At 52.5% G+C, this 26,204-nt stretch carries 22 protein-coding genes; 11 read left to right on the top strand and 11 right to left on the bottom strand.

All coding sequences use genetic code 11. The features are described 5' to 3' along the window. The first annotated feature begins 75 nt into the window (after positions 1-75). A complete protein-coding gene (gene mdtM / locus OGY68_RS01515; protein WP_057067049.1) occupies positions 76-1,317 on the top strand; it encodes a multidrug efflux MFS transporter MdtM in 1,242 nt (413 codons plus the stop codon). An 80-nt stretch (positions 1,318-1,397) separates the two neighbouring features. Here mdtM and metC read toward each other — a convergent pair whose 3' ends face one another. Both metC and OGY68_RS01505 read right to left on the bottom strand, forming a co-directional pair. Next, positions 1,398-2,588, bottom strand: a complete 1,191-nt coding sequence (metC, locus tag OGY68_RS01510) for a cystathionine beta-lyase (RefSeq protein ID WP_057067051.1) — start codon at positions 2,586-2,588, stop codon at positions 1,398-1,400. 30 nt (positions 2,589-2,618) lie between these two features. Then, the gene (locus tag OGY68_RS01505; protein ID WP_057067053.1) at positions 2,619-3,851 is read right to left on the bottom strand and encodes a dicarboxylate/amino acid:cation symporter; all 1,233 of its coding nucleotides are present in this window, start codon (positions 3,849-3,851) and stop codon (positions 2,619-2,621) included. A gap of 219 nt (positions 3,852-4,070) precedes the next feature. Here OGY68_RS01505 and OGY68_RS01500 point away from each other — a divergent pair, with 219 nt between their 5' ends. From OGY68_RS01500 to OGY68_RS01465, 8 genes are all read left to right on the top strand, one after another. Then, positions 4,071-4,997, top strand: a complete 927-nt coding sequence (locus tag OGY68_RS01500) for a LysR family transcriptional regulator (protein ID WP_057067055.1) — start codon at positions 4,071-4,073, stop codon at positions 4,995-4,997. Positions 4,998-5,072: 75 nt separating this feature from the next. Next, the gene (locus OGY68_RS01495; RefSeq protein WP_032942292.1) at positions 5,073-6,353 is read left to right on the top strand and encodes a DUF445 domain-containing protein; all 1,281 of its coding nucleotides are present in this window, start codon (positions 5,073-5,075) and stop codon (positions 6,351-6,353) included. Positions 6,354-6,366: 13 nt separating this feature from the next. Beyond that, positions 6,367-6,831, top strand: coding sequence for a GNAT family N-acetyltransferase (locus OGY68_RS01490; protein ID WP_020996242.1), 465 nt, complete (start codon positions 6,367-6,369; stop codon positions 6,829-6,831). Positions 6,832-6,926: 95 nt separating this feature from the next. After that, positions 6,927-8,078, top strand: coding sequence for a double-cubane-cluster-containing anaerobic reductase (locus OGY68_RS01485; protein ID WP_057067056.1), 1,152 nt, complete (start codon positions 6,927-6,929; stop codon positions 8,076-8,078). 9 nt (positions 8,079-8,087) lie between these two features. Further along, on the top strand, positions 8,088-8,855 hold the full coding sequence (gene yjiL / locus OGY68_RS01480; RefSeq protein ID WP_057067058.1) for a putative 2-hydroxyacyl-CoA dehydratase activator YjiL: 768 nt from the start codon (positions 8,088-8,090) through the stop codon (positions 8,853-8,855). Then, entirely contained in the window at positions 8,852-9,103 is a 252-nt protein-coding gene (locus tag OGY68_RS01475) for a putative Se/S carrier protein (protein WP_057067059.1), read from the top strand. Before yjiL ends, OGY68_RS01475 begins: the two co-directional genes overlap by 4 nt. Before the next feature lie 94 nt (positions 9,104-9,197). After that, positions 9,198-10,385, top strand: a complete 1,188-nt coding sequence (locus OGY68_RS01470) for an MFS transporter (RefSeq protein WP_057067061.1) — start codon at positions 9,198-9,200, stop codon at positions 10,383-10,385. Between the two features lie 191 nt (positions 10,386-10,576). Beyond that, on the top strand, positions 10,577-10,978 hold the full coding sequence (locus OGY68_RS01465) for a hypothetical protein (RefSeq protein WP_032942287.1): 402 nt from the start codon (positions 10,577-10,579) through the stop codon (positions 10,976-10,978). 62 nt (positions 10,979-11,040) lie between these two features. Here the strand turns inward: OGY68_RS01465 and OGY68_RS01460 are convergent, their stop codons facing one another. From OGY68_RS01460 to uxuA, 4 genes are all read right to left on the bottom strand, one after another. Further along, on the bottom strand, positions 11,041-12,048 hold the full coding sequence (locus tag OGY68_RS01460) for a porin (RefSeq protein WP_048227160.1): 1,008 nt from the start codon (positions 12,046-12,048) through the stop codon (positions 11,041-11,043). Between the two features lie 1,022 nt (positions 12,049-13,070). Further along, entirely contained in the window at positions 13,071-13,844 is a 774-nt protein-coding gene (gene uxuR, locus OGY68_RS01455; RefSeq protein WP_008786090.1) for a Uxu operon transcriptional regulator, read from the bottom strand. A gap of 175 nt (positions 13,845-14,019) precedes the next feature. Further along, entirely contained in the window at positions 14,020-15,495 is a 1,476-nt protein-coding gene (locus tag OGY68_RS01450; protein ID WP_057067063.1) for a fructuronate reductase, read from the bottom strand. Between the two features lie 80 nt (positions 15,496-15,575). Beyond that, on the bottom strand, positions 15,576-16,760 hold the full coding sequence (uxuA, locus tag OGY68_RS01445; RefSeq protein WP_008786088.1) for a mannonate dehydratase: 1,185 nt from the start codon (positions 16,758-16,760) through the stop codon (positions 15,576-15,578). A 261-nt stretch (positions 16,761-17,021) separates the two neighbouring features. Here uxuA and gntP point away from each other — a divergent pair, with 261 nt between their 5' ends. Then, positions 17,022-18,365, top strand: a complete 1,344-nt coding sequence (gene gntP / locus OGY68_RS01440) for a gluconate permease GntP (protein WP_003033260.1) — start codon at positions 17,022-17,024, stop codon at positions 18,363-18,365. Positions 18,366-18,414: 49 nt separating this feature from the next. Here gntP and OGY68_RS01435 read toward each other — a convergent pair whose 3' ends face one another. Genes OGY68_RS01435 through OGY68_RS01425 form a run of 3 tightly spaced genes read right to left on the bottom strand, consistent with a single transcriptional unit; the run spans position 18,415 to position 21,260 of the window. Continuing rightward, positions 18,415-19,110, bottom strand: coding sequence for a LutC/YkgG family protein (locus OGY68_RS01435; RefSeq protein ID WP_057067064.1), 696 nt, complete (start codon positions 19,108-19,110; stop codon positions 18,415-18,417). Beyond that, positions 19,103-20,530, bottom strand: coding sequence for a LutB/LldF family L-lactate oxidation iron-sulfur protein (locus OGY68_RS01430; protein WP_008786085.1), 1,428 nt, complete (start codon positions 20,528-20,530; stop codon positions 19,103-19,105). The genes OGY68_RS01435 and OGY68_RS01430 overlap by 8 nt, the downstream gene beginning before the upstream one ends. Positions 20,531-20,540: 10 nt before the next feature. Beyond that, positions 20,541-21,260 (bottom strand): (Fe-S)-binding protein, encoded by a 720-nt coding sequence (locus OGY68_RS01425; protein WP_001102107.1) that lies wholly within the window; start codon positions 21,258-21,260, stop codon positions 20,541-20,543. 581 nt (positions 21,261-21,841) lie between these two features. On the opposite strand from OGY68_RS01425, the gene OGY68_RS01420 reads away from it, so the two are divergent. Beyond that, on the top strand, positions 21,842-23,395 hold the full coding sequence (locus OGY68_RS01420; RefSeq protein WP_057068974.1) for an L-lactate permease: 1,554 nt from the start codon (positions 21,842-21,844) through the stop codon (positions 23,393-23,395). Positions 23,396-23,895: 500 nt separating this feature from the next. Here OGY68_RS01420 and pdxY read toward each other — a convergent pair whose 3' ends face one another. Next, positions 23,896-24,753, bottom strand: a complete 858-nt coding sequence (pdxY, locus tag OGY68_RS01415) for a pyridoxal kinase PdxY (RefSeq protein ID WP_057068977.1) — start codon at positions 24,751-24,753, stop codon at positions 23,896-23,898. A gap of 11 nt (positions 24,754-24,764) precedes the next feature. Further along, positions 24,765-26,030 (bottom strand): aromatic amino acid transporter, encoded by a 1,266-nt coding sequence (locus OGY68_RS01410; protein ID WP_032942280.1) that lies wholly within the window; start codon positions 26,028-26,030, stop codon positions 24,765-24,767. Positions 26,031-26,204: the final 174 nt, after the last annotated feature.

Raw genomic sequence — 26,204 nt, 5'->3', positions numbered from 1 at the left:
CGGTCTGACGTCTCAAAGACGGTATTGAATTTCGCTATTCCCGTTGAGGGTTTTCTCCCGACAAGGAGCTGTTTTATGCAACGGATTCTCGCGTTTTTCTCCCAACGCGCCACAACGCTTTTTTTTCCTGTCGCATTGATTTTATATGACTTCGCCGCCTATCTGTCGACGGACTTGATCCAGCCCGGCATCATTAATGTCGTACGCGATTTCAACGCCGACGTCAGCCTGGCGCCCGCGGCGGTCAGCCTCTATCTGGCGGGCGGCATGGCGCTGCAATGGCTGCTGGGGCCGCTTTCCGACCGAATTGGCCGTCGACCCGTGCTGATTGCGGGGGCGTTAATCTTTACCCTCGCCTGTGCTGCCACATTGTTCACCACCTCGATGACGCAATTTCTGGTAGCCCGATTTGTGCAGGGCACCAGCATCTGCTTTATCGCGACCGTTGGCTATGTCACGGTGCAGGAGGCGTTTGGGCAAACGAAGGCCATTAAGTTAATGGCGATAATCACTTCCATTGTGTTGGTTGCACCGGTTATCGGCCCGCTCTCCGGAGCGGCGCTAATGCACTTTGTACACTGGAAGATCCTGTTTGCCATCATTGCCGTCATGGGGCTTATCGCCCTGATTGGGTTAATGTTAGCCATGCCGGAAACCGTCCAGCGCGGCGCGGTGCCGTTCAGTGCCCGCGGCGTAGTGCGTGATTTCCGCGACGTTTTCCGCAACCGGGTGTTCCTGTTTGGCGCAGCCACGCTGTCGTTAAGCTATATTCCGATGATGAGCTGGGTGGCGGTCTCACCGGTTATTCTGATCGATGCTGGCGGCATGACCACATCGGAGTTTGCCTGGGCACAGGCCCCGGTGTTCGGCGCAGTGATCGTCGCCAATATGGTGGTGGTTCGTTTCGTGAAAGATCCGACCCGACCGCGCTTCATCTGGCGGGCCGCACCTATACAGCTGAGCGGGCTGGCGGTGCTGATTGTCGGCAATTTACTGTGGCCGCACGTCTGGCTGTGGTCGGTGCTGGGGACCAGCCTGTATGCGTTTGGTATTGGGATGATCTTCCCGACGCTGTTCCGCTTTACGCTGTTTTCCAACAAGTTACCTAAAGGAACGGTCTCGGCATCGCTGAATATGGTGATCCTGACGGTGATGGCGGTTTCTGTCGAAATTGGACGCTGGCTATGGTTTAACGGCGGCAGGATTTCGTTTCATCTGCTGGCGGTTGCGGCAGGGATAGCTGTCGTGTTCACGCTGGCAGGCTTACTCAAACGGGTACGCCAGCATGAGGCAACGACGTTAGCCACTGAAAACTAACCTGCCCGCTTATCCGGCCTACGACAACTATGTAGGCCGGATAAGGCGCTAGCGCCGCTTCCGGCTACGGTCACCTCACCTTACGCAATGCGTGCAAATCCCGCGTCTAGATCGGCAATCAGGTCGTCGATATCCTCAAGGCCGATATGCACCCTGACCAGCGTGCCGCTGAAATCTACCTCTCCGGCCGGGCGAATGCTGTTCAGCTCTTCCGGCTGGTTCGCCAGAATGAGCGACTCAAATCCGCCCCACGAATAGGCCATATGGAACAGCGAGAAGTTATCGAGGAAATTCGCCATCTGTTCGTCGGTCAGTCTCTTTTTCAGCACAAACGAAAACAGGCCTGAGCTTCCGATAAAATCACGCTGAAAATACTCATGGCCCGGACATTCCGGTAATGCCGGATGATTCACCCGTGCCACTTCCGGCCTTGCCGACAGCCAGCGGGCAATATGGATGCTGCTCTCCTGATGCTGCTTAAGGCGTACCGCCAGGGTGCGCAATCCGCGGCTGCCGTTGTAGGCCGTATCGGCATCCAGCGTTTGCCCCATCAGATAGGAGTTCTCGCGCAGGCGATCCCAACAACGGGCGTTCGACACCGCCGTGCCCAGCATGGCGTCCGAATGGCCGATGGTGTACTTCGTTCCCGCCTGAATGGAAATATCCACGCCATAATCCAGCGCTTTGAACAGCACGCCCGCCGCCCAGGTGTTGTCGATCATAATGACAATCTCCGGATTCATCGCGCGGATAGCCTTCACCATCCCCGGCACGTCCTGGACTTCCATGGTGATAGAACTTGGTGACTCAAGGAATACAACCTTTGTTTCCGGACGCAGAAGATCGACGATACCTGCACCAATCAGCGGATCGTAATACGTTGTTTCCACGTTGAATTTACTCAGGATCTTATTGCAAAAATCCTGGGTTGGTTCATAGGCCGCACCCGTCATCAGAATATGATCGCCACCCTGAACAAACGCCAGAATCGCATTGGTCACCGCCGCAGCACCACATGGGTACAGCGCGCAGCCAACGCCGCCTTCCAGTTCACTCATTGCCTTCTGGAAGGCAAAGTGGGTATAGGTTCCGCGACGACCATAAAACAGCTCGCCGTTCGCGCGATTGGCGGTGGCATATTTCTTGTCCTTCACGGTATCAAATACCAGTGACGATGCGCGTTGGATAACCGGATTCACCGCTCCCTGGGTGTAGCGTTTGTCGCGACCAGCAACAACCAGGTGCGTTTCAAGCTTCATTGCGTCTTTCATAACATCTCCTGTTCTTAATCCGTGAGAAACCTATACCACCGCAGCAGTTGAGTTTATTTCAGTGTTGGTCTGCTTTTTTCCAGCGAACCGTTCGACAATCTGCGCCGCATTCAAATCATGGATAACGTTGATCAGTGTGGCCGGCGCATCGGTAATGGTGCCCAGCACCACCAGCATCGGGATTGCTTCCATCGGCAGGCCCAGCGTGGTGACGATAAAGATTTCCCCGAGGAACGCCCCGCCCGGCACGCCACCAACGATAATGGCGGAGAGCACCGCAATCAGCATCGTCAGGAAGAAGGTTTCGGTGGTGAATTCCATGCCCAGCACGGAATAGATAAAGACAATTTTTAGCGCGGCAATCATCGCCACGCCGCCCTTGTTGAGGTTAACCAGCAGCGGAATGGAGACATCAACGATTTCCGGGTTAATCCCCATCGCCTTACCGGCACGCAGCGTCACCGGGAGCGTCCCCAGTGAAGAGCAGGTACCCAGCGCGGTCGCAGACGGTTCAATCGCGTTACGCCAAAAGGCTTTGACCGCCGGAATACCGCCGCCAATATACGAATAGAGAATCGAGCCAAAGACAAAGTAGACCAGCGTGGCAACCATAAACAGGCCGATGGCGCGGGCAAAGGTTAACAGTAGTGCAGAGTCCTGACTGGCCATGGTGGCGGCGAAGTAGCAGCCCAGACCAATCGGCGCGACCTTCATAATGATCGAAACGATCTTCATGATCACGGTATTGGCGTCTTCCAGCAGCGACGCAATACGTTTACCGGCCTGATCCGACTGGCCAATTGCGACACCGGCGATGATCGCCATTACGATCAGCGCCAGAATATTGGACTTAGAAAACAGTCCGATAAAGTCGCTGGTGGTGATCATACTGACAAAATCCATCTTACCGCTGCCCGCCTGTACCGACTGCGAGAGATCGATAGTGACGCCCTGCGCCGGGTTATACCAGAGCGCCAGCGCGACGATCCCGGCGGCTGGAATAAAGGCCATGGCGATCGAAACAATAAAGATAATCGCCATAATGCGCCCCAGCCTTTTTAGGTCGGTCATACTGGAGATCGAAGACATAACGCTGATCCCCACCAGCGGCACAATAATCATAAATAGCAGGTTTAAGAATATCTGACCTATTGGCTGGAGTTTACTTGCAAACGATGGGGCATAAATACCTAATAAGCCGCCAATCACCAGAGCAACTAATAAAATAATCGACGATTTGTAGGGTTCGAGTCGTGACCACATAATCGGTACCTTTGGAATAATAATTAATGAGATTAAATTCACAATGTGATGAGTTTCCGTTTCGCCTCCTTTTATTTTGTGACGTAACTCACCTAAGTTGTTATTTTTTCATTTTGCCAGCAAGTTGTTTCCTGTGATTCAATAGTTGCATGTTTAAAATGCGAATGTAACGGCCTATTCGTACCGTTTTTGCAAATCACTTGTGAATTAAAGGAAACTATGAGTACGCCGATTTCACTCAAGCATCTGGAGTTTTTTACTAAAATCGTCGACTGCGGAGGATTGTCAGAAGCCGCGGCGCAGCTCAACGTATCGCCGTCTGCGGTCAGCAAAAGTCTGGCTGCGATGGAAGACACGCTGGGCACGACATTAATTAAACGCACCACCCGCAGTATTACCCTGACCGACGCAGGGCAATATCTCTTCAACCGCGCTAATAAGCTTTTGAAAGAATTCGATGAAACGCTGAATACCACTTCCGGTTATTACCACGGCCCGCAGGGTGAATTACGCATAACCTGCTCAATTGCGTTTGGTTATTCCCGGCTGGTGAACCTGGTGGATAAATATCGCTCCCAGTTCCCGGATGTAAATCTGTATATCGATCTCAACGATAACTTTGTGAATCTGAACGAAACAGATTTCGACATCGCCCTGCGCATCTCCACCGCACCGCCGCAAAACTATGCGATGCGCAAGCTGGTGCCTGTTCGCTGGGCGTACTGTGCCTCACCCGGCTACCTCGCCAAAAAAGGCATGCCCCAGCGTCGAAGCGATCTGGTGGATCATGATTGTCTGGTTTATCCCGGCCTCACACCGGTGCTGAAGGTGGCGGATGAACAGGATCGTCTGCATCAGTTGAAACTGCATATGCCGATCCAGGCCAACAGCAGTCTGGTATTGCTGAAGTCAGTGTTAGAAGATCAGGGAGTGGCGTATTTGCCCACCTATCTGATTGGCGATCATATTCAAAAAGAAGAGATAACGCCGCTGATGCTCGACGGCACTATCACCTGTGAAACTCACGCCCTGTATGCGCTGTACTTTCCCAGCAAGTACAGCAATCCGAAGGTGCGATCGTTTATCGATTTTCTGGTGGCGGAACTCGGCCCCTTGCCCGCCTGGGACAACTGGATCCCTGAGTAAGCCCAGCCCACCTGAAAATGGGAGGCGCTCCACATTTTTTGCGCGATCCCCCCGTCTGGCTCTATCCTTAAGCCTATGAATAAAATTGCTGAACTCAAACGCGCCAAGCGACTGGCACTCTCATTGCTGCTGATTGCCGCTGCCACCTTCGTCATCACGCTGTTTCTACCGCCTAACTTTTGGGTACTGGGGATCAAAGCGATCGCCGAAGCGGCGATGGTCGGCGCACTGGCGGACTGGTTTGCCGTGGTGGCGCTTTTTCGCCGGGTGCCGATCCCGTTTATCTCGCAGCACACGGCGATTATCCCGCGCAATAAGGATCGGATCGGCGAAAATCTCGGGCAATTTGTCCAGGAAAAATTTCTCGATACCCAGTCGCTGGTCGCGCTGATCCGCCGCCATGAACCGGCGCTGTTGATCGGCAACTGGTTCAGCCAGCCGGAAAACGCCCAGCGCATCGGCCAGCATCTGCTGCAAATTATGAGCGGTTTTCTCGAACTGACCGACGACTCGCGCATTCAACGGCTGATCAAGCGGGCGGTGCACAAGGCCATCGACAAGGTCGATCTCTCCGGTACCAGCGCGCTGATGCTGGAAAGCATGACCAAAAACAATCGCCATCAGGTGCTACTCGACACGCTGATCGCCCAACTGATCGCCCTGCTCCAGCGCGACAGCTCGCGAGCGTTTATCGCCAGACAGGTCGTGCACTGGCTGGAAACCGAGCATCCGCTGAAAGCGAAGATCCTGCCAACCGAATGGCTGGGCGAGCACAGCGCCGAGCTGGTGTCTGATGCCGTTAACTCCTTGCTGGATGACATCAGCCACGATCGCGCACATCAGATCCGCCATGCCTTCGATCGCGCCACGTTTAAGCTCATCGATAAGCTCAAACACGATCCGGAGATGGCCGTGCGGGCCGAAAGCCTGAAAAGCTATCTGAAGGAAGATGAAGCCTTCAACCGTTATCTTGGCGAGCTGTGGGCAGACCTGCGTCAGTGGGTGAAAACCGACATTAACGCCGATGATTCCCGCGTGAAGCAGCGCATCGCCAGCGCCGGGCAGTGGTTCGGCGAAACGCTGGTAGCCGACAGTGCCCTGCGCACCTCACTGAATGGGCATCTGGAGCAGGCCGCACATAAAGTAGCGCCAGAGTTCGCCACCTTCCTGACGCGCCACATTAGCGACACGGTGAAAAGCTGGGATGCACGCGATATGTCGCAGCAAATCGAGCTGAACATCGGTAAAGATTTGCAGTTTATCCGCGTCAACGGCACGCTGGTTGGCGGTTCTATTGGGCTGGTGTTATATCTGTTGTCGCAAATTCCTTCCCTGCTGACGCTGGCGAATTTTTAAGGAGAAAAATTCAATGACGATGAACATCCGCATTTTTTCCCTGCGCGAAACACCGGAAAAACTGCACGAGGTCACCGCTTACTTTCAGCAACAATGGGCCTCAGAAGACTCCATGAGAGTTTACGAGGATGCACTGCATCGTTGTATTGGCGCAAAGAACCCGCTACCGCAGTGGTACTGGATGCAGGACGGCGACAGCATTGTTGGCTGCGCCGGATTGATCACCAATGATTTTATCAGTCGCGGCGAACTGTGGCCGTGGCTATGCGCACTCTATATCGATCCTCGCTATCGTGGTCACGGTCTGGCGTTTCGCCTGATTGAACATATTGCGCAGCAGGCCAGACAGTTAGGCTTTATGCGGCTTCATTTGTGTACTGACCTGGAAGGTTTATACGAGAAAGCGGGATTTTACTTTGACGGGCCGGGCTATCATCCGTGGGGGGAAGTCTCACGGGTCTACAGCCGTAATCTGTAAGCGCACAATTGTTGTACATCAATAAAGCCAGATAAATTGCATGGTTATAATGCGACGTCTTTTTACTGTCTCCCGTGTTACGGGGAAGGAAAATCATGTCGCTAATCACCGATTTACCCGCCATTTTTAATCAATTCTCCGACGCCCGTCAGAAAGGTTTTCTCACCGTAATGGATCTTAAAGAGCAGGGTATCCCGCTCGTTGGGACCTATTGCACCTTTATGCCGCAGGAGATAGCGATGGCGGCAGGCGCGGTCGTCGTTTCACTATGCTCAACCTCTGATGAAACCATAGAAGAGGCCGAAAAAGATCTGCCACGTAACCTGTGTCCGCTGATCAAAAGCAGCTACGGATTTGGTAAAACGGATAAATGTCCGTATTTCTACTTCTCTGACCTAGTGGTGGGCGAAACGACCTGCGATGGTAAAAAGAAGATGTACGAGTACATGGCTGAATTTAAAGCGGTACATGTGATGCAACTGCCCAACAGCACCAGTGATGCGGCTTCACGGGCGCTGTGGAAAGCCGAGATCCTGCGTTTGCAGCAGGTTATCGAAGCCCGTTTTGGCACCCCGATTACCGAAACTGCGCTACGTGAAGCTGTTATTCTAAAAAACCAGGAACGTCGTGCACTGGCAAACTTCTACCGCGTTGGTCAGCTCAACCCACCCGCACTCAGCGGCAGTGACATTCTGAAAGTCGTCTACGGTGCAACCTTCCGCTTTGATAAAGCAGCACTGATCGACGAGCTTAATAGCATGGCCGAGCGGGTACATCAGGAATGGCAGGCCGGGAAACGTCTGGCGTCGCGTCCACGCATACTGATAACCGGCTGCCCCATCGGCGGCGCGGCAGAAAAAGTGGTTCGTGCCATTGAAGAAAACGGCGGTTGGGTGGTGGGCTATGAAAACTGCACCGGGGCGAAAGCCACTGAACAGTGCGTGGAGGAAACTGGCGACGTCTACGACGCGCTGACCGATAAATACCTCGCCATCGGCTGCTCATGTATTTCCCCTAACGATCAACGTCTGAAAATGCTCAGCCAAATGGTTGAAGAGTACCAGGCTGACGGCGTCGTCGATGTCATTTTACAGGCTTGCCACACTTACGCCGTTGAATCACTCGCCATCAAACGCCACGTCCGCCAACAGCACAACATTCCCTACATCGCCATTGAAACTGACTACTCCAGCGCGGATATCGGCCAGCTTAGCACTCGTGTCGCCGCGTTCATTGAAATGTTGTGAGGAACAGGGATGACATACTCAATAGGGATAGATTCCGGCTCCACAGCGACTAAAGGTATTTTGCTGGAAAGTAACGTCATCAGACGTCGCTTTCTCTGCCCAACACCTTTTCGCCCTGCCGAAGCAATCGCGCAGGCATGGGAAACACTGCAGGCGGGGCTGGACGTTAGACCATTTTTAACCCTCACTGGCTACGGACGGCAGCTCGTGGATTATGCTGACAAACAGGTCACTGAAATTTCCTGCCACGGACTGGGGGCACGCTTGCTGGCTCCCAGTACCCGCACAGTGATTGATATCGGCGGTCAGGACAGTAAAGTCATCCAGCTAGATGATGATGGTAACCTCAGCGATTTCTTGATGAACGACAAATGTGCGGCTGGGACCGGACGATTTCTGGAAGTCATCTCACGCACGCTCGGCGCCAGCGTAGAGCAGTTAGATGCGATTACCGCTGGCGTCGAACCACATGCCATCACCAGCATGTGCACGGTTTTTGCCGAGTCAGAGGTTATCAGCCTGCGCTCTGCGGGTGTCGCGCCGGAGACCATTTTAGCGGGTGTGATCAACGCGATGGCCCGACGCAGCGCGAATTTCATCGGACGGCTTTCAGGGCAGGCTCCACTGTTATTTACCGGGGGAGTAAGCCACTGTCACGCCTTTGCTCGTATGCTTGAAGGCCACATTGGCATTCCCGTACACACGCATCCCGACGCGCAGTTTGCTGGGGCGATTGGGGCCGCGTTAATTGGTCAGCGTCAGGGGAAACGTGAGTGAAGGAAACACTGTTCTTGTTTCATACTACCCTCGGCGTCATCAAAACGCGTAAAGCGCTACAGGCTGCGGGTATGTGCTTTCGGGTGGCAGATATTCCCCGCGAGCTACGCGGTGGCTGCGGGCTGTGCATTTACATCGACTGTGTTGCTGGCAAGGAGGATGAGTGGATAATTGCGGGTCATACCGAATCTATCTACCGTCTTGAAAACGGAGACTGGCGCTGCCTTGCCACTTTTCCTCCTTCCTGAACGTGCCAGGGGACTTATTTTTATTTTACTTTTCATTATCATTTACACATGTAATATAACAATTATCAGCTAACAGCGCGAAATGAGAGTCCGTATGTCCCAGGGAAGCCCAGATTCAAATCGTCATGCCATCAGCGTCGCGCTTTTTGGCATGCTGGTCTTAACACTGGGTATGGGAATTGGGCGCTTTCTGTATACGCCAATGCTGCCGGTGCTGCTGTCGGAAGGTCAATTTACATTTGACCAACTCTCCTGGATTGCCAGCGCCAACTACGCCGGGTATCTGGCAGGAAGTCTGCTCTTCTCCTTCGGGCTCTTCCATCTTCCCTCTCGCTTACGCCCGATGTTGCTAACGTCCGCGCTCGCTACCGCAGGGCTGATTCTGGCGATGACCAGCTTTACGCAGCCCGCGCTGGTGATGCTGATCCGCTTTCTGGCGGGCGTCGCCAGTGCCGGTATGATGATCTTTGGCTCAATGATCGTTCTGCATCATACCCGGCATCCCTTCGTGATCGCGGCGTTGTTCTCCGGCGTTGGTGCAGGTATTTTGCTGGGCAATGAATATGTCATTAGCGGTCTGCATTTTGCGCTTTCATCGCACACGCTCTGGCTGGGCGCAGCGGCAGCCTCGGCTCTGTTCTTCGTGCTACTGGTTATACTCCTGCCATCTCGCGATCACGTGCTCCCCGCTGCGGCCCCGGTAAAAACAGAGCATCAGCCTATGTCCTGGTGGCTGCTGGCTCTACTGTACGGGCTGGCCGGATTTGGCTACATCATTGTCGCCACCTACCTGCCGCTAATGGCGAAAAGTGCCGGTTCGCCGCTGTTGACTGCCCATCTCTGGTCGCTGGTCGGCATATCGATAATTCCGGGGTGTTTCGCCTGGCTGTGGGCCGCCCGACGCTGGGGAGTATTGCAATGCCTGACGGCGAATTTGCTGATTCAAAGCGCCTGCGTGGTCATGACGCTCGCCAGCGGCTCCTTGCCGCTGCTGGTGATAAGCAGCATGGGGTTTGGCGCAACGTTTATGGGAACCACTTCACTGGTGATGCCGCTTGCCCGTCAACTAAGCGTACCGCGCAATATTAATCTGCTGGGCCTGGTCACTCTGACTTACGGCATTGGACAAATACTTGGTCCGCTATTAACCAGCCTGCTGGGAAGCGGCGCACAGGCGATCGTTAACGCCACGGTGTGCGGCGCGGTCGCGTTGTTTATTGCGGCACTTATCAGCCTCACGCAATTATACAAACAGCGTTTCGCCTCGCCCAAAAGGGTATAACCGGCTAACGTCTAAAGAAGATATATTCGGATTAGTCCGCAATTAAATGTCAGCATTTAATAAACCGCAAATAATCGGCAATTACCCGCCAGACAATTTATAATCCCCAGTTGTTCATTTATAAACTCAATTTAAAATGCGTAAAAATGGACATATTAATTCAACATCAACACCATCTTCGGGAAAAGTTTATGTCGTGGTTTAAAAAAATACTACTGGGGTTAATTATTTTGGCGGGTTTAATTGGCACGCTAAAGGATTATAAAGACTTTGGCCTGTTTGGCGCACTGGGATTGTTTATTATCTTCCTGTTATCAACAACATTCTTATGGCAATGGGCCTCTGGCAAGTTACCGGAGATAACAAAGTTACATGCCATACTTATTTTACTGGCCAGCGCGGTAGCCTCTATTTTTGTTATCAATATGGCAATTGCCGGAAATTTGCATGTGGATTTAATGGAAGTCATGCGCGTTACCATTACCCATAATCCGCTTTTTTATCTGATCCTCTGCGTGGTCGCATGGGTAAAAGTGGGCATCTGGCAATGGCTGTTTAGCGGTGTACAGATGAAAGAAAGTCAGCCGGTTTAAACTCCAACAGATGTAAAAATGGCGTCTTAACCAAGACGCCTTTTTCGTACTAGTATAACTACTTAGAACTGATAGGTCAGACCCGCAACAACCTGATTGTCGCCGTCTTTGCCATCGAGCAGGTTAATTTTGTAACCCACATCAGCAACCATGTTTTTGTTGAAGTAGTAGTCTGTGCCCAGCGCAACGTATTCGGTCAGATCAGTGTTGTTGTTATCACGCGCATGAACGTAAGCCACGTTCGGACGCAGACCAAAATCAAACACATACGCCGCCATCGCTTCAAAGTGCTGCGCTTTGTCCGCATCCTGAATCAGGTTATGGGATTCACCGTACATGGTCGCAACGTAGATAGCGTTTGCATCATATTTCAGGCCAGCACCCCAGAATTCTGCGTTTTCGCCATCCCAACCATTTTGTTTCTGCTGAGCAGTCACAGAACTGTTGGTGTAGGCTGCAATGGCAGATACGCCGGAATCAGCGATATTGTCGTAGCCCAGGGAGAAGCCGTAGCCATTGCCGTGCTGTTTCGTCGGATCCTTATCGGAATCATCCTGACCCTGATATTGCGCGCCCAGGCTCAAGCCATCAACGGCACCAAACAGATTTTTGGTGCGGAGTGTTGCAACGCCAGAAGTGCGTGTAGTAAGGAAGCGGTCAGTATTTTCATAGGAGTCACCGCCGAACTCTGAGAGAGTGTCAGTGTAAGCTCCCACGTCGTAAGCGATACCGTAGTTACGACCGTAGTCAAAGCTAACGTCATGGCCATAATCCAGACCAGCAAACGCCAGACGTGTATTAACACCATTCTGAGAACCTTCTGCTTTAGCGGCATCAAATTGACTTTCAAACTGACCATAGCCAGTCAGTTGATCGTTGATTTGAGTCTCACCGCGAAAACCCAGACGTGCGTAGGTGCCGTCAGCATCGGTGCCGTCAGTCCAGGAGTGGACCGCTTTCACTTTGCCGTACAAATCAAGTTTGTTGCCATCTTTATTATAAATTTCCGCTGCATGAACGGAAGTGACGCCTAATGCCATCACTGCTAATACCACTGCTGACTTTTTCATATTTTTACTCACTTTTAATTGTGAATTTTGCTATCAACTTTGTTATGAAGGCAGGAAGTCCTCATAAAAAAGCCCCCTGAATATCAAGGGGAGAAATCAATAACACACCAATAAAGGCAATAATGAAGTGGCAATAAATAATTCACTACTCAGATTTCAGTTAAATCCAGGCTAAGAGCAGATATGTTTACTCTTGATTCTCACTCTGATTAATAGAGCGATGTAACATTAACGCCTCAGCGATAATATCTTGTTTACTTTTTCGCGTTTCAAATGCCAGCGTCCGGACATATTCCCACAGAGAAGTATCAACACGGGCACTTAAAAGAACCATATCTTTAGATCGGGTACCCCTGGCTTTTCGGATATCGGGATAATCTCGAGAAGGCATCGTCATCATCTCCTGAACGCAATAAGACACTTATGGCGATGAAATATGCAGTCAGTGTAAAAACATGTCAACGGTAAAAAACATTCACAATCGTAATAAAACTGTTAATAAAAGAAAGTAAAATGGAATGATATTTCAAGTGAAAGATAACTTGTTTATAGAATAATATGTAATTTTAACTTTACATATATTCATTTTTATTCATTTGATTAAAAACACATGAGGCATTGACAAAAATCAGCACATGCAGTCAAAACATCATTACAGCCAATAAGTTACACACCGTTATTAATGTCTACTTTTACGCGAACTGCTTGTTTTTATGTACTGTTATGCAAAGAGATCGCACCCAAAGCACTACGGGAATCACTTTGATTCTCACTTAATACAGACCAGTTTTGTCTAAAAATACGCACGAAAAGGTAAAAATAAGGTAAATAACGCATTTTTTCGCATGCGAAATTAAGTTGTTATTAATTGATGTAAATCAAATTACATCACACAGGGGCAGCGAAAAAATGATCATTGAAGACTATGGAAACCATTTTTTACATGAGGTTTAAGACGTGAAAAGAAAGGTTGCTATGCAATGCCGAGCGGGCCGGAACAGCCCGCATGAGAGGTGGTAAAATCAAGCGTTAACTTTATCCAGCGGCCAGGAGTCAAACAGATAGCCATCGAAGTCGATGTCATCAACATTTGAAAACTCCAGCAGGCGCTGTTTGACGTTTTCCAGATGCTGCCACATCGCCAGCTTGGCCGCGCGGGCATCCTTTTTGATTAACGCCGCCAGGATCTGTTTATGGTCGCCCATCCACTCTTTACGATAGTGGGTATCATCGAGATGGCTATGAAGCTGGATCCACATCGGGTTGTTCTCGCGCCACTGCCATGACTGGCGAAACAGCTCCACCAGCATGCTGTTATGCGTGGCCTCGGCGATAGCGAGATGGAACTGCATGTCACCGCTTTCAGAACCGTTCGGTTCGCTGGAGGCCAGCTCCCGCTCTTCCAGTTGCAACGCCTGACGCATTTTGACGATATCTTCGCGGGTGGCCTGCAGCGCGGCAAATTCGGCGATGTTGCTTTCCAGCAGCTGTCGCGCCTGGAGCAGCTCAAACGGGCCGGCATCATTGCAATGATTCACATCCGAACTGTCGATGGTCTGAGCTTCTGCATTGTCGAGCACGTAGATCCCGGCGCCACGACGCACGTCCACCAGACCTTTAATTTCCAGCATGATTAACGCTTCGCGCACCACCGTGCGAGTGACATTGAGTCTCTCGGCAATTTCACGCTCCGGCGGCAAGCGCTCACCAGGCTGGTACGGCGTCTGGACAATCAGATCGCGGATCATTGCACCCACTTCCTGGTAGGGTCTTTGCTGAGAAGTGTTTGATTTCATCGTGTTATGTCCGTCAGATGCGTCAATTCAGAATCCGGAGGCTGGATGACTGCGCACACCTTATCCGGCCTACCAATAACGTTTTTTCGCCTGAACTATAGCATTTGCGGGAAGCCAAAAACAGAAAACGGGTCAACCAAATTAGTATTTTGATTGACCCGTCATACCTGGGAGGTTATTCGTCAGCGCTTAACGCGGCAACACTCTCACGCGCGCCCAGCTCGCACAGTTGTTGATACATGGCGGTAACCGTCGCAACAAAGTCGGTGTTTTCCGCCAGATCATGACCAAAAATGCCGCTCAACCCCAGCAGCGCCGTCACGCGTTCGGCTCCCTGGAACTGTTGGTTAATGCGCTGGAATTCGGCCTGCATTGGGTCGACAACATCAATGACCTGCCCCTGTTCATCCACACCGTGGGTGTAGCGCATCCAGCCCGCGATGCCCAGTGCCAGATGACGCCAGCCGCTGCCGTTTTGCAGATGCAGACGCACCGGATCCAGCAGGCGCTGCGGCAGCTTCTGGCTGCCGTCCATCGCAATCTGCCAGGTACGGTGGCGCAGAGATGGGTTGCTGAAACGCTCGATCAGCAGCGTCGCGTAGGCGTTGAGATCGGTACCTTCCGGCATCGAAAGCGTCGGCGCTTGCTCCTGCATCATCAGTGCAAACGCCGCTTTGCGGTATGCTGGATTGGTCATGGTGTCAGCGATGGTTTCATAACCGCCGAGATAGCCCAGATAAGCGAGGAAAGAGTGGCTGCCGTTGAGCATGCGCAGTTTCATCATTTCAAACGGTACTACGTCGGCAACAAACTGTGCGCCGACTTTGTCCCAGTCAGGGCGACCGTTAACAAAGTTGTCTTCAATCACCCACTGGCGGAACGGTTCGCAGGCGATAGCGCACGGATCGTAAACGCCCAACTGGTCGGCAATCTCCTGCAACGTTTCTGGCGTTGCCGCCGGAACAATGCGGTCTACCATGGTGCACGGGAAAGTGGCGTTTGCTTCAATCCACTGCGCCAGCTGCGGGTCACGCGCCTGCGCCAGGCCCAGCACCGCGACTTTCGCCACATGCCCATTTTCACGCACGTTATCGCAGGACATCACGGTAAAGGCCGCCAGCCCCTGCTCACGACGCAGATGCAGCGCCTGTACGATGTAACCAATCGCCGATTTCGGCGCGGATGGATTTGCCAGATCGTGTTTAATCAGCGGGTTATTGAGATCTAACTGGCCACTGGCAGCATCGGTGCAGTAGCCTTTTTCCGTGACCGTCAGCGAGACAATTGCCGTCTGCGGGCGTGCCATGGCCTGTAAAATACCATCACAGCCGTCAAGCTCTGGGTGCAGCGCTTCTTTCATCGAGCCGATCACTTTCAGCACGGTGTTGTCCGCGCCTTTTTCCGCCACGGTATACAGCAATTGTTGCTTGCGCAGGTTTTCAATCAGTATGCAGTCATTACCCGGCATCAGGTTAACTTCACAGATACCCCAGTCGCTGTCGGTGGTTTCCAGCAGATGGTGGGTGTACAGCGCCTGATGCGCGCGGTGAAAAGCGCCGCATCCCAGGTGAACAATGCGGGATTGCAGACGAGAGCTGTCCCATGCAGGGCGTGCAACCGGCAGGTTGCTATTGGCAATTGTCGTTGTCATTGTGAACTCCAGATCCCGTCGGAAAGACCAACGGAGAGAAAAGAAAAAAGCCGGCCAGACAGGCGACCGGCAACACTGCTTTAGCGGCTAAAGAAAGCGCGCTGGATAGCCATCTCAACGCCACGCACTTCCGCCAGGCCTTTCAGGCGACCAATCGCGGAGTAACCTGGGTTGGTTTTCTTTTTCAGGTCGTCAAGCATCTGGTGACCGTGGTCCGGGCGCATAGGGATCAGATCCTCTTTGCCCTCGGCTTTACGGCGCTGTTCTTCCTCAACGATCGCTTTCACCACTTCGTACATGTCAACGTCGCCATTTAGATGCGCCGCTTCATGGAAGGTTTTCGGGTTATCTTCACGCAGCGTGGAGCGCAAATGGGTGAAGTAAATGCGCGGGCCAAACTGTTTGATCATGTCGACCAGGTCGTTATCCGCACGAACGCCGTAGGAGCCGGTACACATGGTGAAACCGTTCGCCATGCTGTTGACCGTATCGACCATCCACTGCATATCTTCCACGGTGGAAACAATGCGTGGCAGGCCAAGGATTGGGCGCGGCGGATCGTCCGGGTGTACCGCCATGCGCACACCAACCTCTTCTGCTACAGGAATAATCGCCTTCAGGAAGACGGCAAAATTCTCACGCAGCGCAGCTTTATCGATATCCTTATAGCGTTCAAGATGCTGGCGGAACTGGTCGAGCGTGTAGCCCTCTTCCGCGCCCGGCAAACCGGCGATGATATTGCGGGTCAGACGTGCTTTGTCTTCTTCGCTCATGGTGGTGAAGCGTTCATTCGCCTGCGCAATCTCTTCGGCGGTGTAGTCCGCTTCCGCGCCAGGGCGTTTGAGGATATGCAGCTCAAAGGCGGCAAATTCAATTTGATCGAAACGCAGCGCTTTGGAGCCGTCCGGCAGGACGTATTCCAGGTCGGTACGGGTCCAGTCGAGAACCGGCATAAAGTTGTAGCACACGGTACGAATGCCGCACTGGGCCAGGTTACGCAGGCTTTGCTGGTAGTTGGCAATCCACTGCTGATAGTTGCCGGAACGGGTTTTAATGTCTTCGTGGATCGGTACGCTTTCGACGACCGACCATACCAGGCCCGCCTGCTCAATAATGGCTTTGCGTTTCAGGATCTCATCAACCGTCCACACTTCCCCGTTCGGGATATGGTGCAAGGCAGTGACAACGCCCGTTGCACCCGCCTGACGCACATCCGCTAAGGTGACCGGATCGTTAGGACCATACCAGCGCCATGTCTGTTCCATGTTTTATTCCTCGTTTACGTTATGGACTCGACGATATGGCACATAAATTCCTCCTTTTGGTATTACATGTCAACCTGAAGCGATAAATTGGTTAACCAAATCACGATATCTGCTGACCATACCGCTAATTAACGGCCATACAACCCAGTATTAATGTAAACATGTAACGCAATGTGACATCCATCGCATCATAGGTTGACCTATATATGTAACATCTCAACCAAAATCATAATAGTTCAACCAAAGTAAGGTAGACGTTATATGCACGTTCTCAATATTCTGTGGGTTGTATTCGGCATCGGCCTGATGCTGGTGCTCAATTTAAGATTCAAGATAAACTCGATGGTCGCTCTGCTGTTGGCGGCACTCTCGGTCGGTATGCTGGCGGGAATGGATTTAATGGAACTGCTGCATACCATGAAATCCGGTTTTGGCAGCACGCTGGGTGAGCTGGCGATTATCGTGGTATTCGGGGCCGTCATCGGTAAGCTGATGGTTGATTCCGGGGCAGCGCATCAGATTGCCCATACGCTGCTGGCGCGACTCGGTCTACGTTACGTGCAGCTGTCGGTGATCATTATTGGTCTGATCTTCGGCCTGGCGATGTTCTATGAAGTGGCGTTTATTATGCTGGCACCGCTGGTGATCGTCATTGCCGCGGAAGCGAAGATCCCGTTCCTTAAGTTGGCGATTCCTGCGGTTGCCGCCGCCACCACCGCTCACTCACTGTTCCCACCGCAGCCGGGTCCGGTCGCGCTGGTTAACGCCTACGGCGCTGACATGGGCATGGTTTACATCTACGGTATCCTGGTGACCATTCCGAGCGTGATCTGCGCCGGACTTATCCTGCCGAAATTCCTCGGCAACCTCGATCGTCCAACGCCGTCATTCATGAAGGCCGACGTACCGGTTGACCAGAACAACCTGCCGTCCTTCGGCGTGTCTATTCTGGTGCCGCTGATCCCGGCGATCATCATGATCTCCACCACCATCGCCAACATCTGGCTGGTGAAAGGGACGCAGGCGTGGGAAGTGGTCAACTTCTTAGGCTCCTCGCCGATTGCAATGTTTATCGCCATGGTTGTCGCCTTCGTGCTGTTTGGTACCGCGCGCGGTCACGACATGCAGTGGGTAATGAACGCCTTTGAAAACGCGGTGAAAAGCATCGCCATGGTGATCCTGATCATCGGCGCGGGCGGCGTACTGAAGCAAACCATTATCGATACCGGCATCGGCGATACCATCGGCATGCTGATGTCGCACGGCAATATTTCTCCCTACATCATGGCGTGGTTGATAACCGTGCTGATTCGTCTGGCAACGGGTCAGGGCGTGGTCTCAGCCATGACGGCGGCGGGGATTATTAGCGCAGCGATCCTCGACCCGGCAACCGGTCAACTGGTGGGCGTCGACCCGGCGTTGCTGGTGCTGGCAACAGCGGCCGGCTCCAACACCCTGACCCATATCAATGATGCTTCGTTCTGGCTGTTCAAAGGCTACTTTGACCTGTCGGTGAAGGATACGCTGAAAACCTGGGGTCTGCTGGAGCTGGTAAACTCCGTGGTTGGCCTGATAATCGTGTTGATCATCAGCATGATTGCATAACGTCGATACCGCTCTGGCCTATAGCGCCAGAGCGGTTTTCCATCCTGCCTCAACAATCCTCAATAATCAGATACACCGCTTTCACCGGGCCATGCACCCCAACCACCTTGATAAGCTCAATATCCGCCGTCGAGCTGGGTCCACTGATGATATTAATGCATGATGGCATACGCTCACCGGCCTGTGCTTTCTGATGCAGCTTTTCTGCCAGCTGCGCCACGCGCGGCAGGATGGTGCTTTTACGCAGCACGAAAATCGAGGACTCCGGCAACAGGCTCAGGGAGCGCCCGCGCTCTGGTGCGGAAAACAGTACCACGCCGCCGGACTCGGTCAGACCATACTCGGCATACACCACGCCCACTTTCGCCTGCTCGGCCTGAGTAATATTTTCGCTACCACGCGCTGGGTCCCAGACCACAGCGTGGCATTCCTGCTGTAAGCGTTCGGTGATACCCAGATCCACCAGCCGGCTGTCGCCGCTCAGCACCACAGGCTGCTGACCCAATTCTTTACACAGGCGCAGCGCCGCGTCTGCGGCCTGGTCCTCGCTGGTCAGTTCGCAGCGGGCCAGCATCACTTCGCTGGCAAACTGGATAAACGCAGAGCAGCGCTGCTCGGGGCTAAGCTCGGTCAGGCGCTCGTTGGCATAGTTGTTAACCGGCGCGGCATCTGCTTGCGGCTCGAAGCGCAGCGGGCGACCCAGCGCCTGGGCGATGGTGTTTAAAAACGCGGTACGGTTATCCATTCTTTTTCTCCTGCGCCTGATGTTTCTTAAACCAGCTACGGAAGCTCTCGCCGTCAGCATCAGGCAGATCGCGCGCCTCCATCCAGTCACCAATCGCGCCAACCTTGAGCGGGGTTTTGCCGCCATTGATAAACCAGCTCGCCGCATGCGCGCCCGCCATCATCCCGACTTTCCACAGCCCCGGATGGCTATTGGCATAGGCGAACATCTTGATCGCCCGTCGCTCGGCTTTCGGCGTAATGCCCTCCTCGGCCATCACCCGGCGATGACGCAGGATCAGTTTTGACAACGGAATACGCACCGGGCAGACGCTGTCACAGGCCGTGCATAAAGAACAGGCGTACGGCAGGTCTTTAAAATCTTTATAGCCGCCGAGCAGCGGAGAAATCACCGCGCCGATAGGTCCAGGATAGATAGAGCCATAGCCGTGTCCGCCGATGTGGCGGTACGCCGGACAGGTATTCATACAGGCTCCGCAGCGGATGCAGCGCAGCACATCGCGAAACTCTGAGCCCAGCACCTGCGAGCGACCGTTATCGACAATCACCAGATGGAACTCTTCCGGTCCGTCAACGTTATCCGCCTCACGCGGGCCGGTCAGCCAGGTGTTGTAGCCCGTGAGACGTGCGCCCACGGCGCTGCGCGCCAGCATGGTGATCAGCACATCCACCTCGGCAAAGGTCGGCGCGATACGCTCCATGCCCATCACCGCAATGTGCGTTTTCGGCAGCGTGGTGCACATGCGCGCGTTGCCTTCGTTGGTCACCAGACACACCGAGCCGGTTTCCGCCACGGCAAAGTTACAGCCAGTAATACCGATTTCGGCACTGAGGAAATCCTCGCGGATCTTCTGACGAATGAACAAAGTCATAGCTTCCGGGGTTTCCGGGCCGTCATACCCCAGACGTTCGTTCAGCACGCGGCGGATCTGGTAGCGATCTTTATGAATCGCCGGGACCACGACGTGCGAAGGCGGATCCTGATCCAACTGCAGGATATATTCCCCGAGATCGGTTTCGATCACCTGGATTCCGGCATCCTGCAGCACGTGGTTGACGCCGATTTCTTCGGTCACCATCGACTTGGACTTCACCACCTTCTTCGCATTTTTACTCTGCGCGACCTGCAAAATGTAGCGAGTGGCGTCTTCTTTGGTTTTGGCGAAATAGACGTGTCCGCCGTTTTCCGTCACTTTCTCAGAGAGTTGGTACAGGTAAGCGTCGAGGTTGCTCAGAACGTGATCGCGGATCTGGCTGGCACGATCGCGCCAGTCTTCCCAGTGGCCTAACTCATCGACCATTTTTTGCCGATTCGCGCCGATACGCTCCTGCGCATTAGCCACGGCTTTGCGCATGATCGGATCTTCTATCTGCTGACGAATACGCAGTTTAAATTCTACATCGCTGGTTTTTATCGACATCTCTTTCCCCTCAGCGGCTCATCAGCACTTCAGCAATATGCATCACTTTGACCGGCTGGCCTTCCCGTTGCAGTCGGCCGCCAATGTTCAGCAGGCAGCTAACGTCTGCGCCAATCAAATATTCCGGCTTTGCATCCATCAGATGTAAGACTTTCTCTTTCACCATCTCACCGGATATCTCGGCCATCTTGACCGAGAACGTCCCGCCAAAGCCGCAACAGGTATCCTGATCGGCAAACGTCAACAGCTCCAGTCCGCGCACATTTTTCAGCAGCGTAAGCGGCTCTTCCTTCACTCCCAGTTTGCGGGTCAAGCTACAGGAAGGATGATACACAGCGCGGCCCTGGAGGCTGGCACCAACGTCAACCACGCCCAGTTTGTTGACGATAAAGGAGGTGAGATCCTGCATACGCGCGGAAACTTTTTCAGCACGCAGCGCCCATTCCGGTTCATCGGCCAGATACGTCGGGTAGCTTTTTACCGCGTAGGTGCAGGAGCCTGCCGGGGAGATAATCGGATCGTCGTTGTCTTCCAGCGCGGCGATCAGGTTTTTCATCCCGGGGATCGCCTCTTTGATGTATCCGCTGTTGATGGCTGGCTGACCGCAACACCCTTGCTTCTCGGGGAAATTCACGCGACAACCCAGTTTTTCCAGCAGCAATACGGAGTCTCGTGCCATCCGTGATTTCAGTGCGTCACCAATGCAGGTAACAAAGAAATTTACATTCACAATAACTACTCCATTGCTTCATTTCTGTTTATTGCGCTTGATATCGCGATATCAAGCAAAGATTCAGCTGTATTTCACGCCCAGTTTTTGTATTTGCTTGTTTTACTAATGTCTGGGTTCATTATGATGCACGGATCGTTTTCCTTTGATAGCGACTCTCCTCCTCTTATATCAGGACAATCGCAAATGTCTGTATTTTCATTTGTATGACAAAACCAAATAATCCCCTAATCAACATGCATATGCAATACCCATGTTTATTTATTTCGGACTTGCTCACATTTTTATATTGAAAACAACAGTGTTATTAACACCTTATAAAATAGTTTCGAATGATTACTACCTTCGTCACTACCATTATTAAAAATGTTATTAAATAACCACTTATGGGTATTTACCTTGCTCTTAAGTATATTTATCTGGCATTGAATTTTAATTAAAAGATTACAATAGTTACAAAACCATAAATCATAATTACTTTATTCACTGAAGCGATTCAGTTTACATATTTTATTTACACGGCAATGTAGCCTTCCCGCCATAAATATAAATCAGGTTTAATGAACCAATCAGGAATAGCAATGAACGAATATTTTATGTTTGCCCTGGCACTCTCTCCTTTACTACTTATGGTATTTTTAATACTGAAATTAAAAATGCCCATCCATTATTCCGTACTGATTTCTTTGGTATTCACCGCTGCACTATCGGCAATATTCTGGGAAATGCCCGTACAAAATCTGAAAGCCGCGATAGGCTATGGCGCACTGAAGGGGTTATGGCCGATTGTGATTGTGATCCTCGGCGCTATCTTCAGTTATAACGTCATGCAGGCGACCAAAGCGCTGGATATTTTGCGCGATATTCTCGCCAGCATTAGCGAAGATAAGCGTATTCAGGTGCTGCTGATTTCATGGTGTTTTGGTGGATTTCTTGAAGCCGCAGCGGGCTATGGCACGGCGGTCGCTATTCCGATCGGCATTCTCATTGCGCTGGGATTCAACCCGCTGAAAGCAGCGATTGCTTCTCTCGTGGCGAATACCGTTCCCACCGCATTCGGCGCGGTCGGGATCCCGGTTTCTATTCTGGCTGAACAGGTTAATCTGCCGGTTTATACCTTAGGCGGAACCATTATTTTGCAGCTCGCGCTGTTTAATATCCTGCTGCCGTTTGTGATTGTCTGCATTATTGGCGGCGGCCTGAAAGCCATTCGTGGCGTATTTCTGATCACGTTGATTTGCGGCATTTCCACGCTGATTCCGCAATACTTTGTCGCCATCCATCTTGGCGCGGAATTACCCGCTTTTGCCGGTAGCCTGGTCAGCCTGTTTGCCGTGGCGATGGTCAGTCGCCTGCGCAAAGGGAAAACCGATCCAGAGTGGCGCATTGAGGTCAGCCATACCCGCGAAACCACGCCGCGCTCGGCAAAAGTGCTGTTCCGGGTTGGCTCTATCTATCTGTTTATTTTTGTGTTTATCCTGCTGTGTTCGCCGCTGTTCCCGACAATAAAGGGCGCGGCGTCCCAACTGGCTTCGGTGCTGCATTTCACGTTGGCTGACGGCAAAACGATGGCACTGAAAGTTGAATGGGTGACCACACCAGGTATGCTGATCATCTTTGCGACCATTATCGGCGGTTTTATTCAGGGGGCGTCCGCACGCGGGATGCTGGAAGTATTTATCAAAACCATTTTCCAGCTTAAAAACTCTATCGTCGCAATTATGGCGATCGTCGCGCTGGCCACGGTGATGGATCTCAGCGGGATTATCTCCACGCTGGCGCAGTCGATTGTCGATCTGACCGGCAGTTCGTACGTCTTCCTCGCCCCGGTGATTGGCGCGCTGGGCACGTTCGTTACCGGCAGCGATACTAACTCGAACATTCTGTTCGGCAAGCTGCAAACCATTGCTGCCAGCAAGTTGCATATCGATCCTAACTGGCTGGCGGCGGCCAATACCTCTGGCGCTACGGGGGGGAAAATGATTTCGCCGCAAAGCATCGCCATCGCGGTTTCTGCCACAAAAATGGACGGTCAGGCCAACCAGATTATGTCTGGCACCATGAAATACTGTTGCGCCTACATTGTGATCCTCGGCTTAAAGGTTGGTCTCTTTTATTACTGGTTTATGGCGTAAGCCATTGTCAACCCCGTCAAATTCGCGGCAATCGTATTTGACGACACAGTGACCAAAAAGGTTTACACCGCCCCAGAAACGGAACAAGGCGACAGGCTTTACGATTTGTCGGCGCTGACTAAAATAGCGCCGATGTTTCAAATCGAGGATTGTTGTTATGTTGTTCTGGAAAAAGATGGTGAAGAAGTTCGACGCCTTTTCCGCGTTGATTCCACCACGCTACTTCCGCGTGTAATACCTGGCACTTATGCCTGATGGCGCTTCGCTTATCAGGCCTACATTTCACACTCATTTGTAGGCCTGCGTTTCACGCTCATTTGTAGGCCGGATAAGGCGCGAGCCGCATCCGGCAGCGACAGCAGCGTAAAATGCTCACCCCTTCCTCTTACGCAGACCGCATGCTCTTAACACCGCCACCCACAGACGAAGCCACGCGAAACGGTAGACCAGAGGATGCTGAAGCCGCAGCAATGTCAGAAACATAGAGCCCCCTCGTGGCGCTACAGTACCGCTGCCCGATAGCGAATTTGCGGATCCATTATCTGGTGACGCGCATCTATCAGCCGCAGTTCATACGAATCATGCTCTTTCGTCAGTCGCATCACCGCATCGACGACACTGGTGGTCCGCTCCAGCGCCTGCTTGTCCTCATAACCATTGAGCAGTGAAGCCAGCATCACGCTGCAAATCAGATCCCCAACGCCCACCGGCATTTTGGCAAAGGTATACAGCGGCCGGGCAATGTGTAACGTCTGTTCCGGCGTCACCAGCAGCATTTCAAACGCCTGTTTGTCCCGCGAACAGTCACCGAGATGCTTCACCAGCACCTTCTTCACACCCCACGACACCAGTTGCCGCGCCGCTTCCACTACCTCGTCAAAACCACGCAGTTGTCTGCCCGTCAGCACGCCCAGCTCATAGAGATTCGGTCCCATGATGTCGGCCAGTTGAATGGCATCATCGACAAAAAAGGACTCTACGCCTTGCGCGACAATGCAGCCTTTTTGCGGATCGCCCATCACCGGATCGCAAAAATAGAGCGCCTGCGGATTACGCTGACGAATGGTGGTGACCGCGTGCTTCACCTCTTCACAATGACGTTTATCTCCAAGATACCCGGACAGCACGGCGTCGCATTGCGCCAGCTTTTGCAGGTCATCCAGCCCACTGATGATGGCACTCAGCTCGCCGTGCGGCATCGCCATGCCCTGCCACATCCCGTACTGGGTGTGGTTGGAAAACTGTACGGTGTAAAACGGCCAGACATCGATCCCCGAAAGCTGCATCGGCAGCACAGCGGCTTTATTTCCGGCATAGCCATAAACGACTGACGACTGAACAGACAACACGTTTTTCATTTTGACTCCGTCTAACGAAACGTTGGCAGCAGACCAAATACGTCCAGAACAACCGTCAGATAGACAACCGCTCCACAGACAATCACCAGGTTAAGCACGGTGTTATTACAGGGCGCGGTATAGCTGGCGGTCGGAAAACGTTTCCGCGCGGCTTTCACCAGGAACGGCGGCAGGATCACGCTCCAGATGGTAAAGGCCAGACCGGCATAGCCAATCGCGTGCACAAAACCGTTCGGGAAGAAGAAGCACACGGCGGCTGGCGGGAAGTAGGTCACCAGCGCGGTTTTCAGTCGGCCCATGCCGTCATCCGGGAAGTGAAACAGGTCGGCGATGTAATCGAACAAGCCAAGCGTCGCCGCCAGCAGAGAACTGGCTACTGCGAAGTTGCCGAAGAAGGTCAGGATCAGATCCATATACCGGCTGGTGAACAGCTCGCTGATGGCTTCAACAAACACGTCGATATTGCCGCCTTTGGCGATAATTGGCGGGAACGCGGAACGGCTGATGTTACCCATCGTGACGCCCAGCCAGAAGATGTACAGCAGCAGGGCAAACAGCGTACCGATGATAATCGAACGCGTGATATTCGAGACCCCACTCTTGCCATACAGCTTGACCAGGCTCGGCACGTTACCGTGAAAACCAAACGAGATAATACAGAACGGCAGCGTCATCAGAATGTAAGGCAGGTACTGTGAGTTGGGCAGCGCCACCGCCACGCTGTCGACAAGTTTCGCCACTTCAATATGACCAACCAGCCCGGAGAAAGTAGCAAAGAACGCGATAAACTTACCGATAATCAACACGGTAGTGATGCGTCCGACCAGCAAGGAGCTGTACCAGGCAATCGCGCCGACCAGCATACTGACGATCACCACCGAGATATTCGCCGGAAAGCGCACACCGCTGTATTTGAACACGGTTTGCGCCATCACCGCTGACGATCCGGAAATATAGGCATAAGTCAGAATATACAGCACAAAGCCGAAAGCGATACCGACAACGATATTCCACTTACGGCCTAATAAATCCTGAGTAAAGGTATTAAAACTGGCACCGGCGCCATAATGCAGGTTGACTTCAACCAGCATCAGACCGGTTAATAACATCATGATGGCGATAAACAGAAGAATAACAGACGCACCGGGGAACCATACGCCGGCCATCGCAATCGGCAGGGAGAACATCCCGCCACCCACTACGGTCGCGATAACCAACATGGTTCCGCTAATCAGTCCGGGGGTACTACTCTGTCGCTCAATGGCATTAATATCCATGATAAATGTTCCTGTAGACTATTCGTTATAATTACAGCTGTCATTTGTACATCATGCGGATAATAAAAATGTCGGAGTCAGGGTTTACTTTTTTTAGTTATGTCACGGTAACGGGCACCGCAAAGGCTTCCTGTTCATGGAAAAGGAATACAAAAAAGCCCCATCACGTGATGG

Source organism: Citrobacter sp. Cpo065, assembly GCF_030332805.1.
Lineage (GTDB): Bacteria > Pseudomonadota > Gammaproteobacteria > Enterobacterales > Enterobacteriaceae > Citrobacter > Citrobacter portucalensis.
The sequence above is the reverse complement of the archived record's forward strand: the minus strand, read 5'-3'. Positions and strand labels throughout refer to the sequence as shown.

Coding starts and splice junctions, on each gene's coding strand:
- OGY68_RS01410 (WP_032942280.1), bottom strand. CDS start 26,030: ATGGATATTAATGCCATTGAGCGACAGAGTAGTACCCCCGGACTGATT.
- OGY68_RS01420 (WP_057068974.1), top strand. CDS start 21,842: ATGAACGAATATTTTATGTTTGCCCTGGCACTCTCTCCTTTACTACTT.
- uxuR (WP_008786090.1), bottom strand. CDS start 13,844: ATGAAATCAAACACTTCTCAGCAAAGACCCTACCAGGAAGTGGGTGCA.
- OGY68_RS01460 (WP_048227160.1), bottom strand. CDS start 12,048: ATGAAAAAGTCAGCAGTGGTATTAGCAGTGATGGCATTAGGCGTCACT.
- OGY68_RS01500 (WP_057067055.1), top strand. CDS start 4,071: ATGAGTACGCCGATTTCACTCAAGCATCTGGAGTTTTTTACTAAAATC.
- metC (WP_057067051.1), bottom strand. CDS start 2,588: ATGAAAGACGCAATGAAGCTTGAAACGCACCTGGTTGTTGCTGGTCGC.
- OGY68_RS01495 (WP_032942292.1), top strand. CDS start 5,073: ATGAATAAAATTGCTGAACTCAAACGCGCCAAGCGACTGGCACTCTCA.
- yjiL (WP_057067058.1), top strand. CDS start 8,088: ATGACATACTCAATAGGGATAGATTCCGGCTCCACAGCGACTAAAGGT.
- OGY68_RS01465 (WP_032942287.1), top strand. CDS start 10,577: ATGTCGTGGTTTAAAAAAATACTACTGGGGTTAATTATTTTGGCGGGT.
- OGY68_RS01470 (WP_057067061.1), top strand. CDS start 9,198: ATGTCCCAGGGAAGCCCAGATTCAAATCGTCATGCCATCAGCGTCGCG.
- pdxY (WP_057068977.1), bottom strand. CDS start 24,753: ATGAAAAACGTGTTGTCTGTTCAGTCGTCAGTCGTTTATGGCTATGCC.
- OGY68_RS01450 (WP_057067063.1), bottom strand. CDS start 15,495: ATGACAACGACAATTGCCAATAGCAACCTGCCGGTTGCACGCCCTGCA.
- OGY68_RS01485 (WP_057067056.1), top strand. CDS start 6,927: ATGTCGCTAATCACCGATTTACCCGCCATTTTTAATCAATTCTCCGAC.
- OGY68_RS01430 (WP_008786085.1), bottom strand. CDS start 20,530: ATGTCGATAAAAACCAGCGATGTAGAATTTAAACTGCGTATTCGTCAG.
- uxuA (WP_008786088.1), bottom strand. CDS start 16,760: ATGGAACAGACATGGCGCTGGTATGGTCCTAACGATCCGGTCACCTTA.
- mdtM (WP_057067049.1), top strand. CDS start 76: ATGCAACGGATTCTCGCGTTTTTCTCCCAACGCGCCACAACGCTTTTT.
- OGY68_RS01490 (WP_020996242.1), top strand. CDS start 6,367: ATGACGATGAACATCCGCATTTTTTCCCTGCGCGAAACACCGGAAAAA.
- OGY68_RS01505 (WP_057067053.1), bottom strand. CDS start 3,851: ATGTGGTCACGACTCGAACCCTACAAATCGTCGATTATTTTATTAGTT.
- OGY68_RS01435 (WP_057067064.1), bottom strand. CDS start 19,110: ATGGATAACCGTACCGCGTTTTTAAACACCATCGCCCAGGCGCTGGGT.
- gntP (WP_003033260.1), top strand. CDS start 17,022: ATGCACGTTCTCAATATTCTGTGGGTTGTATTCGGCATCGGCCTGATG.